18 protein-coding genes are annotated in these 16,734 nt (G+C 74.6%); 9 read left to right on the forward strand and 9 right to left on the reverse strand.

The window, feature by feature from the left end; all coding sequences use genetic code 11:
* Positions 1 to 18: 18 nt before the first annotated feature.
* Positions 19 to 1,251 (reverse strand): MFS transporter, encoded by a 1,233-nt coding sequence (locus tag GA0074704_RS15825; protein ID WP_088973715.1) that lies wholly within the window; start codon positions 1,249 to 1,251, stop codon positions 19 to 21.
* A 373-nt stretch (positions 1,252 to 1,624) separates the two neighbouring features.
* On the opposite strand from GA0074704_RS15825, the gene GA0074704_RS15830 reads away from it, so the two are divergent.
* A complete protein-coding gene (locus GA0074704_RS15830; RefSeq protein ID WP_088971224.1) occupies positions 1,625 to 2,158 on the forward strand; it encodes a GNAT family N-acetyltransferase in 534 nt (177 codons plus the stop codon).
* A 21-nt stretch (positions 2,159 to 2,179) separates the two neighbouring features.
* On the opposite strand, the gene GA0074704_RS15835 is transcribed toward GA0074704_RS15830, so the two are convergent.
* Entirely contained in the window at positions 2,180 to 3,628 is a 1,449-nt protein-coding gene (locus tag GA0074704_RS15835; protein WP_088971225.1) for a M20/M25/M40 family metallo-hydrolase, read from the reverse strand.
* 137 nt (positions 3,629 to 3,765) lie between these two features.
* Between GA0074704_RS15835 and GA0074704_RS15840 the strand changes: the two genes are divergently transcribed.
* A complete protein-coding gene (locus tag GA0074704_RS15840; RefSeq protein WP_088971226.1) occupies positions 3,766 to 5,064 on the forward strand; it encodes an NAD(P)/FAD-dependent oxidoreductase in 1,299 nt (432 codons plus the stop codon).
* A 40-nt stretch (positions 5,065 to 5,104) separates the two neighbouring features.
* Here the strand turns inward: GA0074704_RS15840 and GA0074704_RS15845 are convergent, their stop codons facing one another.
* From GA0074704_RS15845 to GA0074704_RS15855, 3 genes are all read right to left on the reverse strand, one after another.
* On the reverse strand, positions 5,105 to 6,199 hold the full coding sequence (locus tag GA0074704_RS15845) for an AI-2E family transporter (RefSeq protein WP_088971227.1): 1,095 nt from the start codon (positions 6,197 to 6,199) through the stop codon (positions 5,105 to 5,107).
* A gap of 46 nt (positions 6,200 to 6,245) precedes the next feature.
* Positions 6,246 to 7,028 carry a spermidine synthase gene (locus GA0074704_RS15850; protein ID WP_088971228.1) on the reverse strand — a complete coding sequence of 261 codons (783 nt, stop codon included), beginning with the start codon at positions 7,026 to 7,028 and terminating at the stop codon, positions 6,246 to 6,248.
* A 68-nt stretch (positions 7,029 to 7,096) separates the two neighbouring features.
* Entirely contained in the window at positions 7,097 to 8,065 is a 969-nt protein-coding gene (locus GA0074704_RS15855; RefSeq protein WP_088971229.1) for a DUF2267 domain-containing protein, read from the reverse strand.
* Between the two features lie 203 nt (positions 8,066 to 8,268).
* On the opposite strand from GA0074704_RS15855, the gene GA0074704_RS15860 reads away from it, so the two are divergent.
* Positions 8,269 to 8,583, forward strand: a complete 315-nt coding sequence (locus GA0074704_RS15860) for a hypothetical protein (protein ID WP_088971230.1) — start codon at positions 8,269 to 8,271, stop codon at positions 8,581 to 8,583.
* 60 nt (positions 8,584 to 8,643) lie between these two features.
* On the opposite strand, the gene GA0074704_RS15865 is transcribed toward GA0074704_RS15860, so the two are convergent.
* Positions 8,644 to 8,991: an STAS domain-containing protein gene (locus GA0074704_RS15865; RefSeq protein WP_172880577.1), complete on the reverse strand. Its 348-nt coding sequence runs from the start codon at positions 8,989 to 8,991 to the stop codon at positions 8,644 to 8,646.
* An 84-nt stretch (positions 8,992 to 9,075) separates the two neighbouring features.
* Positions 9,076 to 9,483, reverse strand: coding sequence for an STAS domain-containing protein (locus tag GA0074704_RS15870; RefSeq protein WP_231926466.1), 408 nt, complete (start codon positions 9,481 to 9,483; stop codon positions 9,076 to 9,078).
* A 212-nt stretch (positions 9,484 to 9,695) separates the two neighbouring features.
* On the opposite strand from GA0074704_RS15870, the gene GA0074704_RS15875 reads away from it, so the two are divergent.
* From GA0074704_RS15875 to GA0074704_RS15895, 5 genes are all read left to right on the forward strand, one after another.
* Positions 9,696 to 11,456: a PP2C family protein-serine/threonine phosphatase gene (locus GA0074704_RS15875; RefSeq protein ID WP_088973717.1), complete on the forward strand. Its 1,761-nt coding sequence runs from the start codon at positions 9,696 to 9,698 to the stop codon at positions 11,454 to 11,456.
* Entirely contained in the window at positions 11,453 to 12,502 is a 1,050-nt protein-coding gene (locus GA0074704_RS15880; protein ID WP_088971232.1) for a cobalamin B12-binding domain-containing protein, read from the forward strand. Before GA0074704_RS15875 ends, GA0074704_RS15880 begins: the two co-directional genes overlap by 4 nt.
* An 87-nt stretch (positions 12,503 to 12,589) precedes the next feature.
* Positions 12,590 to 12,937 (forward strand): STAS domain-containing protein, encoded by a 348-nt coding sequence (locus GA0074704_RS15885; RefSeq protein WP_088971233.1) that lies wholly within the window; start codon positions 12,590 to 12,592, stop codon positions 12,935 to 12,937.
* 72 nt (positions 12,938 to 13,009) lie between these two features.
* On the forward strand, positions 13,010 to 13,456 hold the full coding sequence (locus GA0074704_RS15890) for a response regulator (protein WP_088971234.1): 447 nt from the start codon (positions 13,010 to 13,012) through the stop codon (positions 13,454 to 13,456).
* Between the two features lie 123 nt (positions 13,457 to 13,579).
* Entirely contained in the window at positions 13,580 to 14,098 is a 519-nt protein-coding gene (locus GA0074704_RS15895) for an ATPase (RefSeq protein ID WP_088971235.1), read from the forward strand.
* A 48-nt stretch (positions 14,099 to 14,146) separates the two neighbouring features.
* Here the strand turns inward: GA0074704_RS15895 and GA0074704_RS15900 are convergent, their stop codons facing one another.
* Entirely contained in the window at positions 14,147 to 15,013 is an 867-nt protein-coding gene (locus GA0074704_RS15900; RefSeq protein ID WP_172880580.1) for a hypothetical protein, read from the reverse strand.
* A 305-nt stretch (positions 15,014 to 15,318) separates the two neighbouring features.
* On the opposite strand from GA0074704_RS15900, the gene GA0074704_RS15905 reads away from it, so the two are divergent.
* A complete protein-coding gene (locus GA0074704_RS15905; protein WP_231926468.1) occupies positions 15,319 to 16,266 on the forward strand; it encodes an endonuclease/exonuclease/phosphatase family protein in 948 nt (315 codons plus the stop codon).
* 23 nt (positions 16,267 to 16,289) lie between these two features.
* Here the strand turns inward: GA0074704_RS15905 and GA0074704_RS15910 are convergent, their stop codons facing one another.
* Entirely contained in the window at positions 16,290 to 16,715 is a 426-nt protein-coding gene (locus GA0074704_RS15910; RefSeq protein WP_088971236.1) for an OsmC family protein, read from the reverse strand.
* Between the last annotated feature and the right edge of the window lie 19 nt (positions 16,716 to 16,734).

Genomic DNA, 16,734 nt, shown 5'->3' on the forward strand with positions numbered 1-16,734 from the left:
CGGTGCCCCGGCCGCCGCTCAGCCGGCCGCGACCGCCAACCGCCGCCACACGGCGACGGTGAGCGCCGCGAGGGCGCCGGCCGCCGCCCAGAAGGGCGCGGTGATCCAGCCGGTGGCCTGGGCGAGCAGGCCGCCGAGCGCGGTGCCCACGGCCGCCCCGCCCAGGTCGGCCAGGGCGTAGACGCTGTTCACCCGCCCGCGCAGCCGGTCCGGCACGAGGCGCTGCCGCAGCGAGACCACCAGCACGCCCCAGACCATCGTGTGCACGCCCCAGATCGCCAGCGCCGCGCCGGCCACCCAGGGTTGTCGGGTGGTGGCCAGCACCAGCTGGAGTCCGACCTCGATCAGCAGGCCGACGCGCAGCAGGGCCGGCGTGCCGAACCGGGACCGCAGCCGGGTGGCCAACGCGCTGCCGGCCAGCCCGCCCACCGCCGAGGCGGTGAGCAGCACGCCGTACCCGACGTCGCCGAGCCCGAGCCGCTGGCGGGCGTAGAGCACGAAGGCGGCGAACGCGGCGCAGAACGCCACGTTCATCACCGCGATGCAGACCACGAGGGTGCGCAACGCCGGGATCGACCACAGGGCCCGCAGGCCGTCGCGTATGTCGGCCCGGATTGACCGCTTACGATCAGCACTCGGCGCCGATTCGGCCGGTGGCGGCAGCGGTCGCCAGCGCAGCAGCGCCACGAGCAGCGCGGCCAGTCCGAAGCTGCCGGCGTCCACCGCGAAGGGCAGCGCCGCCCCCACGGTGAACAGGTACGCCCCGAGCGGCTTCGCGGCGAACTGGTTGCCCACCACGAAGGTGGCGAAGAGCCGGCTGTTCGCCCGTTCCAACTGCTCCGCCGGGACCAGCGCCGGCAGCAGCGCGCCGGAGGCGGTGTCGGCGAGGGTCTCGCCGAGCCCGGTCAGGAAGAACGCCAGGCAGATCACCGGCACGGTGGCCGTACCGGTGAGCACCGCGACGGCTAGCGCGGCGAGCACCCCACCCCGGGCCACGTTGACCGTGACGACCAGGCGGCGCCGGTCGAGCCGGTCCACCAGGGCGCCGCTGACCAGCGCGAAGAGCAACCAGGGCAGCTGCGGGGCGAGCGCCGCGGCGGCCACCGCGGCGGGATCGTCGCTGATCGAAGCGACCAGCAGGGGGCCGGCGACCATGGTGACGCCGTCGCCGAGGTTCGACACGGCGTTCGCGGTCCAGAGACGGGTGAAGTCGGGGCCCAGCCGGGCCCGGTCGGCGCTGACGGCGGTCATCGGGACCACCGGCGGGTGCAGCGGCATGCGGGCGCGCGGAAGCGCCCGCACGGCAGGTGCGGAAACACGAGGACTCCCTCGGAAGCGATGTGGTGGCGTGGTCACGCCATGACGGAGGACCCGCGCCTGAGGCGGGTCACTTCATCGCTTCGCGACGGGTGAGCGGGGGGTGCGTCGACCCCGGAGGGTCAGCGGACCGGCGTCGCCCGCGACGAAGCGGAGGCCAGCATCGTGCCGAGAGCGCCCATACCCATGATCAGCCTCCGAACCTCGGTGGAATGCCGACCCTACTGGCCGGCCATGCCGTCCGCGACCCCGTCGGCAGCCAGTGCAGTTGGACAGCCCTTCGGGCGAGGGACGAGAGTGGTCGGTCGTGAGATACCTGCGTACCGCCGGGAGGGTCGGAATCCGCCGGCCGCGACCGGACGACGAGGCCGAGTTCACCGCCGCCGCCCGCCGCAGCGCGCAACTGCACCACCCCTGGGTGGCCGCGCCCGCCACCCCGGCCGCGTTCGCGGCGTACCTGGCCAAGGCGCGTCGGCGCGACACCCAGAGCTTCCTGTTCTGCGACCGGGACAGCGGGGCGATCGCCGGGTACGCCAACATCGGCGGGATCATCATGGGGCCGCTGCGGGGCGGATTCCTCGGCTACGCCGCCTTCCTGCCGTACGCCGGCACCGGTCACGCCTCGACCGGGATCGGCCTGGTCGTGGCGCACGCCCTCGACACGCTGGGCCTGCACCGGTTGGAGGCGAACATCCAGCCCGGCAACGAGCCGTCGAAGCGGGTGGCCCACAGGCTGGGCTTCCGGCTGGAGGGCTTCTCACCCGACTACCTGTTCGTCGACGGCGCCTGGCGCGACCACGAACGCTGGGCGGTCACCGCGGAACGGGAGGGGCTCCGCTGACCGGGGCCCCTCCCGGCCGGGTCAGCTGCCGGGGCGGGGGAAGGCGACCGGGCTGCGGTGCCCGGCGGTGTCCACCGCGCGTACGCCGAAGAAGACGTTGTCCTTGGACAGGTCGACAGTGACCTCGGTGACGTCGCCGACCGGAATCACCTTCTGCCACTCGGCCGCCGTGGTCTCCCGCCACACCACCTCGTAGCCGGCGAGGTCCGGCTCGGTGCCGCGCTGCCAGCGCAGGGTGGTGTCGTTGGTCAGGTTGGTGGTGACGACGATCGCTCCCTTCGGGGTGCCCGGCGCCTGGGCGAGGGACCACAGCGCCGCGCCGTTGACCCGCGCCACCCGGGTGATGTAGTCGAAGTCGCAGAACTCCGGCAGGTCGCCGTACTGGACGCCGTCGACCACCCGGACGTCCTGGTGCTGGTGGGCGAAGTCCTCGTTCGGCTCGGTGAACCGGGCGGCCGGCCAGCCCTCGCGCAGGAACGGGATGTGGTCGCTGCCGCGCAGGTAGCGGTCCCGCCGGTAGATCACCCGGACCCGCATGCCGGTGGCGCCGTTCTCGGCCACGTCGACGACGAACCGGGCGAGCTGGCGGGACGGCGAGTCGTTCTCGCCGCCGACCGACTGCCGGACGCTCGCCTCGGCGGGGGTCTCCGTGGTCGGCACGCCCTCGGCGAAGAGCCGGACCGTACGCGGGTCGCGGGTGCCGTCGTCTGCGGTGCTGGAGCCGACGATGTCGTCGCTGAACATGCCCTGCACGTCCACGCCGGCCGCCTTGAGCTGCCCGGCCAGGTAGGTCGAGCCGTACAGGCCCTGCTCCTCGCCGGCCACGGCGGCGAAGACGATGGTCGCCTCGCTGCGCCGGGTGGCCATCACCCGGGCCAGTTCCATCAGCACCGCCACGCCGGAGGCGTCGTCGTCGGCGCCGGGCGCGTCGCCGACCGCGTCCAGCACGTCGGTGGCCCGCGAGTCGTAGTGGCCGGTCACCACGTACACCCGGTTCGGCGCGGTCTCGCCGCGCAGGGTGGCGACCACGTTGGTGATCCGGGTGGCCACCGGGATCCTGGACGCGGGCTGCTGAACGTACGACTGGAGCTGCACGGTCATCCGGCCGCCGGAGGCGGCGGCGTACCCGGAGAGCTGCGCGAAGATCCAGTCCCGGGCGGCGCCGATGCCCCGCTCGGGACTGTCCTGGTCGGAGAGGGTGTGCCGGGTACCGAAGGCGGCCAGCCGGCGCACGGTGGCCTCGATCCGGTCCCGGTCCACCTCGCGCAGCAGCGCGCGCAGCTCGCGGTCCGGCTGCTGCGGGTGGGCCGGTTGGCCCGGACCGTGCGGCACGAGGGTGTCGGCGTCGACGGCCTGCGCGGTGGCCGGTGAGGTGGTGACGGCGGCCGCGGTGGCCGCCGCCGAGGCGGTCAGGAAGGTACGCCGGCTGGGCCTGGTGGGCCCGCCGCCGGCGTTCTCATTGATTCCCATCACCGCATCCTCGCCCCGGGTACTGACGCTTGTCCATGTCTGGAGCGGTGGTGACCGCCGCCGGCGCGGCATCGGACGGGCCGGCGTCGGCGGGTCGACAACGTTTGGCTGCCCCACCGACGGGAACGGGAGCGGGCATGACGAAACCTCGTGTGGTGATCGTGGGGGCCGGATTCGCCGGTTACCACGCGGCGAAGACGTTGAGCCGGCTGGCCGGCGACCGGGCCGAGATCGTCCTGCTGAACTCGACCGACTACTTCCTCTATCTGCCGCTGCTGCCCGAGGTGGCGGCCGGGGTGGTCGAGCCGACCCGGATCTCGGTGCCGCTGTCCGGCACGCTCGACGGGGTCCGGGTGGTGATCGGCGAGGCGGACCGGGTCGACCTGCAGAACCGCTGGGTGGGTTTCACCCAACCCGAGGGTGACCGCAACCAGCTCGCCTACGACCGGCTGGTGCTCGCCGTGGGCAGCGTCAACAAGCTGCTGCCGATCCCCGGCGTCACGGAGTACGCGCACGGCTTCCGGGGCCTGCCCGAGGCGCTCTACCTGCACGACCACGTGATCCGGCAGATCGAGCTGGCCGAGCAGGCCGAGGATCCGGCCGAGCAGCAGGCCCGAGCCACCTTCGTGGTGGTCGGCGCCGGCTACACCGGGACCGAGGTGGCTGCGCACGGGCAGCTCTTCACCGACGCGCTGGCCGCCCAGCGGCCCCGGCTGAGCATCCGCCCGCGGTGGATGCTGCTGGACGTGGCGCCCCGGGTGCTGCCCGAGCTGGACCAGCGGATGTCGCGCACCGCCGACCGGGTGCTGCGCCGGCGCGGCGTCGACGTGCGGATGGGCACCTCGGTCGCCGAGGCCACCGCCGACGGGGTCAAGCTCACCGACGGCGACTACGTGCCGACCTGCACGCTGGTCTGGTGCGTCGGCGTACGCCCCGACCCGTTCGTCGCCCAGCTCGGGCTGCGCACCGAGAAGGGCCGGCTGGTCACCGACGAGTACCTCAACGTGCCCGGCTACCCCGAGGTGTACGCCTGCGGCGACGCCGCCGCCGTGCCGGACCTGACCCGCCCCGGCGAGATCTGCACGATGACCGCCCAGCACGCCCAGCGGCAGGGCAAGCTCGTCGCGCACAACATCGCGGCGTCGTACGGGCAGGGCCGGCGCAAGCCGTACAAGCACCACGATCTGGGCTGGGTGGTCGACCTGGGTGGCAAGGACGCCGCGGCGAACCCGCTGAAGGTGTCGCTGTCCGGGCTGCCGGCGAAGGCGGTGACGCGGGGCTACCACCTGATGGCCATGCCGGGCAACCGGGCCCGGGTCGGCGCGGACTGGGTGCTGGACGCCACCCTGTCCCGGCCGGCGGTGCAGCTGGGCCTGGTCCCGGCGAACGCGGTGCCGCTGGAGAGCGAGTCGCCGGAGACGATCCGCCGACACTGACCGCCTGCTCGACGACCCGGGGACCGCGCGCCCCGGGGCGTCAGCGTGCGTCGTCGGCGGCGTCGTCCGGACCGGCTCCCTCGGCGGGGATCGGGACGTGCCAGCGCCCGGCCGGGGCGAACTCACGCAGCAGGATCTGCACGACGCCCGCCGCCGGAATGGCCAGCAGCGCGCCGAGCAGGCCGGCGAGCTCCACCGCGAGCAGCACGCTCACCAGCACGGTCAGCGGGTTCAGCCGGACCGCCCGGCCCATGATGACCGGTTGCAGCAGGTGGTTCTCGACCTGCTGGTACACCACGAAGAAGACCAGCACCACGATGCCGGCGGTGGGGGAGTGCAGGAACCCGGCGCCGGCCGCGATGATCGCGCCGAGGGTCGCCCCGACCAGCGGGATCAGGTCGGCCACGGCGACCAGCAACGCGATCACCCCGGCGAACGGGACGCCGGTCAGGGCCAGCACGACGAAGGTCAGGCCGCCGCAGATGACGCTGATCAGCAGGTTGCCGGTGAGATAGCCGGTGACCGTGCGCGAGCACTCCCGGCCGATCCGCCGCAGCCGGTCGGCCGCCCCGTCGCCGACCAGGCCCAGCGTGCTGCGGATGATCTTCGGGGCCTCCAGCACCATCAGATACGCCAGCACGATCACGGTCAGCAGCCCGGCCAGCGTGGTCAGCACCCCACGGACCACCCCGACGGCCGGTTGGCGCAGCTGCGCGCCGTACCGCTGGACCTGGTCCGGGTGCGCCACCAGGTACGACCGCAGCCGCAGCCGCTCCAGCGCCTCGCCGAACGGCCCCCGGCCGGCCCGGGTCTCCCGGTACACCTCCGGCGCCCGGTCGACGAACCGGCCCACCTCGTCCAGCAACGGCACCACGATCAGCGCGCCGAGCGCCGCGAGCAGGCCGAACACGGCCAGGAACACCAGCAGCGTGGCGAGCGCCCGGCGGCGCACCAGCCGCCGCTCCAGCCGGTCGACCAGGGGCTTGAGCGCGACGGCGAAGAACGCCGCCACCACCAGCCACACCAGCACCCGCCGGGTCACCCAGATCAACGCGAGACCGGCGACGGTGGCCAGCACCAGACCGATCACGATCAGCGCCCGGCGGGCGGTGCCGCGGTCGTCGGCGTCGCTCATCCGCCGCGCCTACCCCCGCCCGTCCGGGAAAAACGCGGCGGCCCGGTCAGGGGGCCAGGGTGGCGTCGGTGGCCGGGCGGGCCCCGGCGACGAAGGCGTCCAGCGTCTGGGCGTGCAGCACCACGCCGGGCAGCGGGTCCCGGGCGACCCGCGCCGCGAGCCGGGTCACCGGCAGCCGGCCGGGCCGGACCGCCGCGGCCAGCACCAGGTTGCCGTAGCGGCGGCCCCGGACCATCCGCCGGTCGGCGACCAGGCAGACGTCGGCGAAGACCGCCCGCAGGGTGGCCACCTGGGTACGGCAGAAGACCAGCGGCGGCAGGTCGGTCACGTTGAGCAGGTACGCCCCGTCCGGGCGGAGCACCCGGGCCACCTCGGCGACGAACTCCACGCCGGCCACGTGCCCCGGCATCCGGGCCGCCCGGTAGACGTCGCCGAGCACCACGTCGTACCGGCCGGCCGGGGCGGCGGTGACGGCGGCGCGGGCGTCGGCCACGTCGACGCGTACCTCCGGCGGCAGCGGGGGCAGCTCCCGGGCGACCAGCTCCACCACCCGGGCGTCCCGCTCGACGACGGTCTGCGGCGAGCCGGGGCGGGTGGCGGCGAGGTAGCGGGGCAGGGTGAGCGCCCCGCCGCCCAGGTGCAGCGCGGTCAGCGGCACGCCGGGCGGGGCGGCCAGGTCGAGCAGGGCCGCCATCCGCCGGACGTACTCGAAGTGCAGGTGGCGGGGGTCGGCGACGTCGACGTACGACTGGGCGACCCCACCGGCGAGCAGCGTGCGGCCGGTCCGCCGGGCCGGGTCGGCGACCAGCTCCGGGGCGTCGGAGGGCATGGCCGCACGCTAGCGCAGCGGGCGCCGGGCCCGGTCGCGGGTGTGCCGGCGACCGGGCCCGGCGGCGGTCAGCCGGCGTTCATGCCGGCGCCCGCCTCCTCGATGGCGTCGTCCACCCGCAGGGCCAGGTCCACGTCCAGCGCGGTCACCGCGTCGGCCTGCTGGGTGCGTACCGTGAGCACCGCCGTCTCGGCGGTCGGCCGCCCGATCTGCGGGGACCGGCCGGTCTCGTCGCGGAGCCGGTCGATGCGGTCCAGCACCCGGTCGAGGTTGTCGGCGGGCAGCTCCACCGTGCGGACCAGCGACCGCTGGTCACTGGACCAGTAGGTCAGCCGGTCGAGCGCGTCGCGCAGCTCCGGTTCGGTCAGCGGCGCGGTCGCGGTCCGCGCACCGACCAGGCCGCCGCCGACCGGCGGTGGCGCGACCAGGTCCCGCAACCCGTCGGGTACGTCCAGCGAGGCGACCAGGTCCGCGTCCCGGTCGGCCAGCGCGGCCAGCGTCGCCTGCGCCTGGTAGCGCGCCTGTTCCGGGGTGAGGCGGCTGCGTCGGCCCACCTCGGCCAGGAATTCGGGCAGCTCCTCGGCGCGTTCGATCCCGTCGACCGGGACCACGTCGTGCAGCTTCATCGGCACCGCGTCGAGCAACCGTTCCCGCTGCGCCTCGCCCAGCGCCCAGGCCAGGGTCAGCACGGTCGCCTCGGCGGCCACCTTGGCCGTGGAGAAGTCCACCCCGGCCCGCCGGCCGACGTCGTCGACCAGTTCGCGGTAGCTCATCGTGGGCAGTCCGGCTCCCGGCTCGGGCCGAGGCCAGGTGCGCTCCGCCACAGCCACCGGCGGCGGGGCGGGGCCGCCGCGCGTACTGTCCGGCTTATGCCGGCCGGCCGGCGGTGGCCCGGCCCGTTTGCCCTGGTCGAGGTGGGTGAGCTGCTTGCTGGCGCTCAGGCTCGCGCCGGTCTCGCTCGGCCGCTGCCCGCGTTCCCGGGCCTGGCGGGCCAGGGCCCGGCGGCGCTGGTTGTCGCCCTCCATCTGCTTGCGCATGTCGCACCTCGTCTCCGCGTCGGCGGGATGTGCTCCGGTCCCACCCCGCCTTCCCGGGCGGGCGAGGAAGGTAACGGCCCCGGCCGGGAAGGCGGGGTGGGACCGGAGCTTCATCCGCTGCGGGTGAGGGGCGCTCACCCGCACCGGCGGCACGATCCAGATGGACCGGAATTTCTTCCGAGTTTGCGGAAGGGAAGGTCGTCATGAAGAGGATCGTCGAGATCGTTCCCGCCCGACCCGGCTGGTACGCGCGCTGGCAGGTCTCCCCGGAGACCACCCGCTGCTACCCGGTGAGCCTCTGGGCGCTGCTGGAGGAGGCCGACGGGACCGGCCGCGAGGTCGTCGGCGTCGACTGTGTCGGCCAGTGGCCGGGCGCGGACGACAACGAGGTGGGTGGGGAGTTCGTCCGTTACCTGTTCCAGACGCCGGATTCCGGAACGCCCGAGGACGTCGAGCCGCCCGACCCGGGCGAGCTGCGCGAGAGCGGGCCGCGGCTGCAACCGGTCACCGCGGCGTAGGCATTGCTCCGGCCCCCGGCCCCTGGTCCCAGGGCCGGGGGCCTCCCCGACGGCGCCGGCTCAACCGACGTCGCGTACCCCGTCCTCGGCCGCCGGGGGCGCGAGCGCCAGCAGTTCCCCCAGGCCGGTGCGGTTCAGCAGCCCCTGCACCTGGGCGTTGGCCCCGGTCAACCGGATCGGGCCGGTCCCGGCGCGGTGGACCACGACCAGCGCGCTCAGCCCGGACGAGTCGCACAGACCCACCCCGGACAGGTCGATCTCCAGCTGCTGGTGGCCGTCGCGGCGGGCTTGTGCGGCCGCGGCGATCAGCTCCGGAGCGGTGTCGAAGTCCAGGTCACCGGTCAGCCGGAGCCGGGCGCGGCCCGCGTCGAGCGGGCCCACCTCGATGATCAACGGCTGGGGTGGCATGTGTCCATGTTCCCAGCCGTCCGGCAACCGGAAACCTCCGGGGCCGTCCCGCCGGGTGGCGCGGTCCCGCCGGATGCGGTGGGCTCAGGCCGAGGTGGTGGGGCCGGTCGCGGCGGAGGCCCGATCCGGCTGGTCCGCGCGGGCGGCGGGCAGCGGCCGGTCCAGCAGCCCGGTGACGCCGGTCATGTCCAGGATCGTGGTGAGGAACCGGGGGGTCGAGCGCAGCCGCACGACGGTGCCGCTCCGCTGCCCCTCCCGCCACGCGTGCACGATCACCGACAGGCCGGTGCTGTCGATGAAGAGCAGCTCACCGAAGTCGAACACGATCGCCGAGGGCCGACCGGCGAGGAGCCGGTCCACCGCGGCCCGCAGCGGTGCGGCGGTGGTGAAGGCCAGGTCACCGGCGACCCGCAGCAGCGGCGCCTCGGGGTCGGAGTCGTCGACGCCGACGGTCAGCGGGTTGTTCTCGGCTTTCCGCCCATGGGATGCCACTCTCACGCCTTTCCGCAGGCTGCCGGTCGGGCAGGGGTCGTCCGGGATCGTAACAACGCCTGCGATGCGCCGCCCGGCGCGCGGGATCCGCGCTGGTCCGGCCGTGGGGTGGCGGTACCGGCGCACCGGCGTAGGGTGGGGCGAAGAGATTGGAACACATACACCGTTTCGGAAACGACCGTGGGTATCGACAAGGAGTGGGGCTTCAGCTGGTGACTGCCGCCGACGTCAGGGACTGGGACCCGGGCGACGGACCGATCTCCACGCCGAGTCCCGCCCGGGCCCCGGCTCGGTCCGCCGGGGCCCCGGTTCGTCCTGCCCAGGCGCTGCCGCCGCTGGCCCCCGACCGCGGCCACTCCGCGCCGGACTGGTCCGAGGTCGTCGAGCACTTCCGCGAGGGCCTCATCGTCTGTGACGCCGACCAGGTCGTGCGCCACCTCAGCCCGGTCGCCGAGCGGCTGCTGCCGGAGGTCTCGCCCGGCGCCACCCTGGCCGCCGCCGGGATCGCCGAACTGCTCGGCGGGGACGATCCGGCCGAGTTCACCCACCGCGCCCGCCGGCTGCGGGTCCGGCGGGTACCGCTCTCCGCCGCGCGCTCCTGCTGGTACGTCGAGGACGTCACCGAGAGCGTCACCCGCGCGGACGCGCTGCTGGCCGAACGTGCCCGCTCCGCCTTCCTGGCCGTGGTCGGCGAGAAGCTCGGCAACCCGCTGCACCCGGACCGGGCCGCCGCGGCGGTGGTCCGGCTGGCCGTGCCGACCCTCGCCGAGGTGGCCGTGCTGGTGCTGGCCCCCCGCTCCGGGCGGGCCCGCTGGTGGCGGGCGTCCCGCTCCGATGACGAGGCGCCGACGGTGGACTCCGGCGTGCTGACCTCCGCGGAGCTGCCGACGGCGATCGAGGAGGGGCTGGCCGGCACCGAGCCGCACGCGGTCGGCTGGTTGGTGGAGCAGGCCGTCGAGGCCGGCTGGCTGCCCGGCCTGGCCACCCACGAGACGTCCGCGCGGGTCGTGCCGCTGCCCGGCCACGACGCGCCGGCCGGTGTGCTGCTGGTCGCCCGGCGGGCGGTGCGCTACTACGACGAGGCCGACGTCGACCTGGTGCGGGCGTTCGCGGCCCGGGCCGGGGCGGCGCTCACCACCGCGGTGCTCTACCGCGACCAGGCCGAGGTCGCCGACACCCTCCAGGCCAGCCTGCTGCCGGTCGAGCCCGCCCCGGCCAGCGGAGTGCAGTGGGGCACCGCGTACCGCCCGGCCCAGGCGGGGCTGCGCATCGGCGGGGACTTCTACGGCTCGCACCGGCTCGCCGACGGCGGCTCGGTGTTCTTCCTCGGCGACGTCTCGGGCAAGGGCGTGGAGGCCGCCGTCTTCACCGGCCAGCTGCGGCAGTGCCTGCAGGCGCTGCACCGGGTCGAGTCCCGTCCGGCCCGGTTGCTGCGGCTGCTCAACGACGCGCTGCTGGAGACCACCCAGGCGCACGGCCAGGGCCGCTTCGCGACCATGGTGCTGGGGACGGTGCGTCCGCACCGCGACGGCGGCCTGACCCTCACCATGGCCGGCGGAGGTCACCTGCCGCCGCTGGTGCTGCGGTCCTCCGGCGAGGTCGAGCAGGTCGGCCTCACCGGGATGCTGGTCGGCGTGGTGCCGGATCCGCGGATCGGCGAGGTGACCGTCCAGCTGGAGCCGGGGGAGACCTGCCTGCTCTACAGCGACGGGGTGACCGAGGCCCGGGGCGGTCGGCGCGGCGACGAGCTGTTCGGCACCGACCGCCTGGTCGGCGCCCTCGCGGGCTGCCAGCGGATGCCGGCGCCGGCGCTCGCCGAGCGGGTCGAGCAGGTGACCTGTGACTGGCTCGGGCGCGGCGACCACGACGACATCGCCGTCCTGGCGCTGCGCGCCACCGGGGCGGGCGCCCGGATGTCCCGGCACCTGCACTCGGTGCCCCGCCCGCCCGAACAGAGGGAGAGCAACGAATGACCGCCCCGACCACCGAGGCCAGCCCCGACGCCGCCTTCCCCGGCTACCTCGACTGCCTCGCCGAGGCCGACGAGTACGCCGCGATCGACGTCGCGCTGGGGCTGGTCGACGCCGGGGTGCCGGCCGAGCGGGTCCTGCTGGACCTGGTCGCCCCGGCGCAGGCCGAGGTGGGTGAGCGGTGGGCGCGCAACGAGTGGAGCGTGGCGCAGGAGCACGCGGCGACCCACATCAGCGAGCGCGTGGTGGCGGCGATCGCCGCTCGGGTCAACCCGCGCCCCACCCGGGGGCGGATCGTGGTGGCCTGCATGGACGGTGAGTGGCACGCGCTGCCGCCCCGCCTGGTGGCCGAGGTGCTGCGGCTGCGCGGCTGGCAGGTCACCTTCCTCGGCGCGAGCGTGCCGGTCGCGCACCTGGTGTCGTACCTGCACCGCTACGACGCCGAGGCGGTGGCGCTGGCCTGCGCGCTGCCGATGCGGCTGCCGCACGCGCACCGCATGATCGAGGCGTGCCGGCGATCGGACGTACCGGTGGTGGTCGGCGGCCGGGGCTTCGGCGCCGACGGCCGGTGGGCCCGCCGGCTCGGGGTGGCCTGGGCGCCGGACGCGCCGACCGCGGCCGAACTGGTGGCCGACGAGCGGACCCTGCGCCGGGTGCCGCCGGCGCAGCTGTCCCACCTCGCCGACGACGAGTACGCGGGCCTGCTCAAGCGGCGCGGCGAGCTGATCGACTCGGCGCTGGCGGACCTGCGGGACCGGGTTCCGGGGATGCGCGACTACACCGGCGCCCAGATGGACTCCACGGTCAGCGACCTGGGCTACATCGTGGACTTCCTGGCCGCGGCGCTCTACGTCGACGACGAGTCGCTGTTCACCGAGTTCGTGCAGTGGCTGGTGGCCATCCTGACCAGTCGTGGCGTACCGGGCGCGGCGGTCGGCGCGACGCTTCACCACTACGGCGCGGTGCTGCACGACTTTCCCCGGGCCGGGCGGTTCCTCGCCGCCGGCGCGGCCGTGATCCCGGTGCCGAGCGGCGCGGGCCGGCGCTGATCGCCGGGGTGCCGGCCCGTACCCGCCCCGTGCTTATACTTGCTCCACTGCAAGCGTCCGCCTGCGGTGGGAGCGAGAGGGAACACGGTGACGTTCACCGTCACGTACGCCCCGCGCGACGGGGGTACGGCGTGCCTGCGCCTGGTGGGCGAGCTCGACATGAGCACGGCTGCCGAGCTCAACGCGGCGATCGACCAGCTCGCCGCCGACGGGCACCGGCACCTGGTGGTGGACCTCTCCGAGCTGACCTTCTGCGACTCCACGGGCATCGCCGCGTTCGTCCGCGGTGACAACCAGGCGGCGGCCGAGGGCGGCTGGTTGCGCGTCACCGGGGCGAGTGGCCGGGTGCAGCGGGTGCTGGTGATCACCGGTCTGGCGGACGTCCTGCGGTACGACCCGGACACGCCCGACCCAGCCTCGCGCACCGTGCCGTGATCGGCTAGATTTCCCCGGCCAGCAGGGGACCGAGAGGTCCGTTCCGTCACCAGAGATAAGCAGGTATCTCCCATGGGTCCAGGCACCCCGAGCCCCGTCCGCATCCTGGTGGTGGACGACGATCCCGGTGACGTGCTGATGATCGAGGAGGCCCTGGAGGACTCCGACGTCGACAAGGTCATCGACGTGGTCAACGATGGCCAGGAGGCGATGGAGTTCCTGCGCCGCACCGGCCGGCACACCGAGGCGCGTCGCCCGGACGTCATCCTGCTGGACCTGAACATGCCGCGGATGGACGGTCGCCAGGTGCTCAGCGAGGTCAAGCAGGACGAGGACCTGCGCACCATCCCGATCGTGGTGCTGACCACCTCCAACGCCGACACCGACATCGTCGGCAGCTACACGCTCCAGGCCAACGCGTACGTCACCAAGCCGATCGACCTGGACGACTTCAACGACGTGGTGCGCCGCATCGACGAGTTCTTCGGCCGGGTGGTCGTGCTCCCCAAGCGCGTCTGAGCCTTCCGGTCGCCCCGCGCGTCACGCGGATGCTGAACAATTTTCGCAGAATGTCCCCGGGTGGCGGCGGCACCGCCGAGGATCGGCAGGTGGGAAGGAACCAGCTGCCTGGGGGGCGACACCATGAGGTTCTCCGTCGTTGAGACCGGTTACGACCAGCGGCAGGTGGACTCCTGCCTCGACCAGCTGCACCTGCGGCTGACCCGGCTCGCGGCCCGGGCCGAGCGGGCCGCCGTGGCCGGCCGGGAGTGGGACCAGATCCGGCAGGAGGCGCTCGCGCTGCGCAGGCTGGTCGGCCGCCCCGCCGATCCGGCCGACGCCGACCGGGACGCCGTGCGTCGGGGCGTACCGACGGTGCAGCGGGAGGCGGCTCAGCTGCTCGACGCGGCGCGGCAGGAACTCGACGCCGCCCGCGAGGAGGCCCGCCGGCTCCGCGAGCGGGCGTACGCCGAGGCGGTGCAGGCCCGTCGGGACCTCGAGGTGGCCCTGGCCGAGCGCCGGCGGCGGGCGGAGCTGGTCGACCGGTTGCTGGACGGGACGACGGTGCCGGTCGACGCGCCGACCGCGGCGGCGGGGGTGCCCGTCTCGCGTGCCGTCGGCGCCGGGGCTGACGAGCCCGCTCCGGGCACCAGGGCGGCCTGACCCAGGGCGGAGGCAGGGTGACCGCGGTCGGGGTCCGCTGGCGCCGGCTCAGGCCAGCAGCGCGTCCACCACGGCGCCGGCCCGCTCCTCGTGCTTGGCGTACGCGTCGGGGAACGCGGAGATCTGCACGGCCTGGGCGGCGTCGGTGACGCTGAGCTCGGTCCAGGCCGGGATCTCGGCCAGCGCCAGGTAGAACGCCCGGGCGGCGTACGCCGGGTTCATCAGTTGGCCCACCGTGCCCCAGCCGCTGCTCGGTCGCTGCTGGAACAGGCCGACCGAGTCGTGGTCGGCGCCGGTGCCCTGGTGGGGGTACTCGGTGGACTCCGGGACGACGTCGCTGGCGAGGTTGTGCAGTTCGCTCTCCTGCATGGCGGTGGACAGCGCCACCACCAGGCCGCGCCGCGGCATCTTGAGCGCCACGCCCACGTCGACGATCACCTTGGCGTTGTCCATCTGGGCCTGGTCGAGCCCGGCGACGGGGCGGGGGCGGCGCGGCGGGGCCGGCACCTTCCGGAGGGCGGGCTTGCGCAGCGCGGGCGGCTTGGGGGCGACCGGGCGAGGGCTGGTGGTGGGGCCGGCCGGCGGCACCGGCACGGGGCTGCGGTCCAGCGACCGGGAGGACCGCTGTTGGGCCTCGGCGGCGATCGCCGCCCGGTCCGCCAGCACCTCGTGCACCGGCTGGGTGGGTTCGGCGGCCTCACCCCGGGAGACCCCGGCGAACCCGGCAGCGCCCAGACAGCAGGTCACGCCGGTGGCCAGCGCCACCCGCAGCGGGGTGGCACCCAGCAGGGGCCGGCGGGGCGGCTCCGGGACCCGGTGGCGGCCCACCCTCCGAAGGGTTGAGGGGGCATCGGTCGAACGGCTGTCCGGTCGCGTGGCGGTCGGCTTCTGCTCAGGGGAGTCGTCGGGATGCACCCGCCGAACCTAGAGAGCTTCCCGGCCGTTGCCATCGGGGTAGTTGGTGGCATGCGCCACAATTGGCCAGAATCAGCAGCGACATTAGCGTCAAGAAACAACGGAATTCTCGTAACTCCACAATCTATTATTCCTTATATGTCTGTTATATACGGGCAAAGCCGGCGTCGACTCGGATCGAATGTCGCCGTTGTCCGACTCGTACGTTCGGAGGAGGGGGCGACGTCGACCCGGGGAGGCGGGGTGGGGCCGTTGTGTCGGCTCAACCGCCCCGCCGCCACGTCCCCCTCGGTACGATGCGGACGGTGATCGGCAGTGTGATGGAGGAGCCCACCGCGGGCGGCGCGAGCCCGGCCCGGCACCCGCGGGGCCGGGTCGTCGCCGTCCTGGCCGTGCTGCTCGCCGCCGTGCTGCTCGGCCACCGCCTGGTCCCCAACGTGCACGGCTTCGGCAGCCTGCTGGACAGCGTCGCGCCGCTGCTCGGCCTCGGTGTGCCGCCGCTGGCGCTGGCCGCGCTGCTGCGCCGGTCCCGCACGGCCCTGCTCGCCGTGCTGCTCCCCGCCGTGGTCTGGGCGGCCCAGCACGGGCCCGCCTGGCTGCCGCCCGGGGCCGAGGCGGGTGAGACCGAGCTTCGGGTGGCCAGTCAGAACCTGCGGGTCGACAACCCGGACCCGGCGGCCACGGTGAGCGCGCTGGCCGGCGCGCAGCCGGACCTCATCGCGCTCCAGGAGGTCGCCGACGAGGAACGGATCGCCCCGGCGCTCGGCCGCCGGTACCCGCACCGGGCAGCCGTCTCCACCGTGGCGCTCTACAGCCGCTACCCGATCCGGACCGAGGCCGGGGTGGACACCGGACTGGGCTGGACCCGCGCCCTGCGGGCCGTCGTCGCCGCACCGGGCGGCGACGTCGCCGTCTACGTCGTACACCTCGGGTCGGCCCGGGCCGGCCACACCGCCACCCGGGACGGCACCGTGGCGGCGCTGGCCGGGGCGGTACGCGCGGACCCGGCGGGCCGGTTGGTGGTGCTCGGGGACCTGAACACCGCGAGCACCGACCGGTCCTTCCTGCCGCTGAGCCACCTGCTGCACGACGCGCAGGCCGACGCGGGCCAGGGGTTCGGCTTCACCTGGCCCGCCGAGCTGCCGCTGACCCGCCCGGACCACGTCCTCTACCGGGGGCTCACGCCCACCACGGCCGGGGTGCTGCACACCCCGGACAGCGACCACCGGGCGGTCACCGCCGGTTTCCGCTGAACCGCGCCCGTGGGTGCCGCCGGTCAGTGCCGGCCGTTCTCCGCCGACGTCACGGTCAGCCGGTGCCGGGTGCTGTCCCCGCTGGAGAAGGGCCAGAGCCGGTCGGCGTACTCGACCAGGGTGGCCAGCTGCTCCCGGCTCAACCCGGCGGACGAGATGGAGGCGTGCACGTCGGCGCGGTAGCGGCCGTCGTCGTCGCGCCCCAGCTTCGCCTCGGCGGTCACCTGGACCGTGTGCGCCTCGTCGGTGATCTCCCCGGCCGCCTCCACCGCAGCGTGGTGCAGGCAGGATGCGAACGCGGCGGCGAGCAGCTGTTCGGGCGTCAGCCCGGTGCAGTGCGGCGCCAGGGGTGACGCCAGCGCCGTGGAGAGCCCGCCGTCGTCGGTGCGTACGTGCCCACCCGTCGCGGTGGCCGTTGCCTCGTGCAGCCAGGAACTGGGATCCGGCATGGCGTTCCTCCCGTCGTCC

Origin of the sequence: Micromonospora siamensis (assembly GCF_900090305.1) — a bacterium.
GTDB classification, from domain to species: Bacteria; Actinomycetota; Actinomycetes; order Mycobacteriales; family Micromonosporaceae; genus Micromonospora; species Micromonospora siamensis.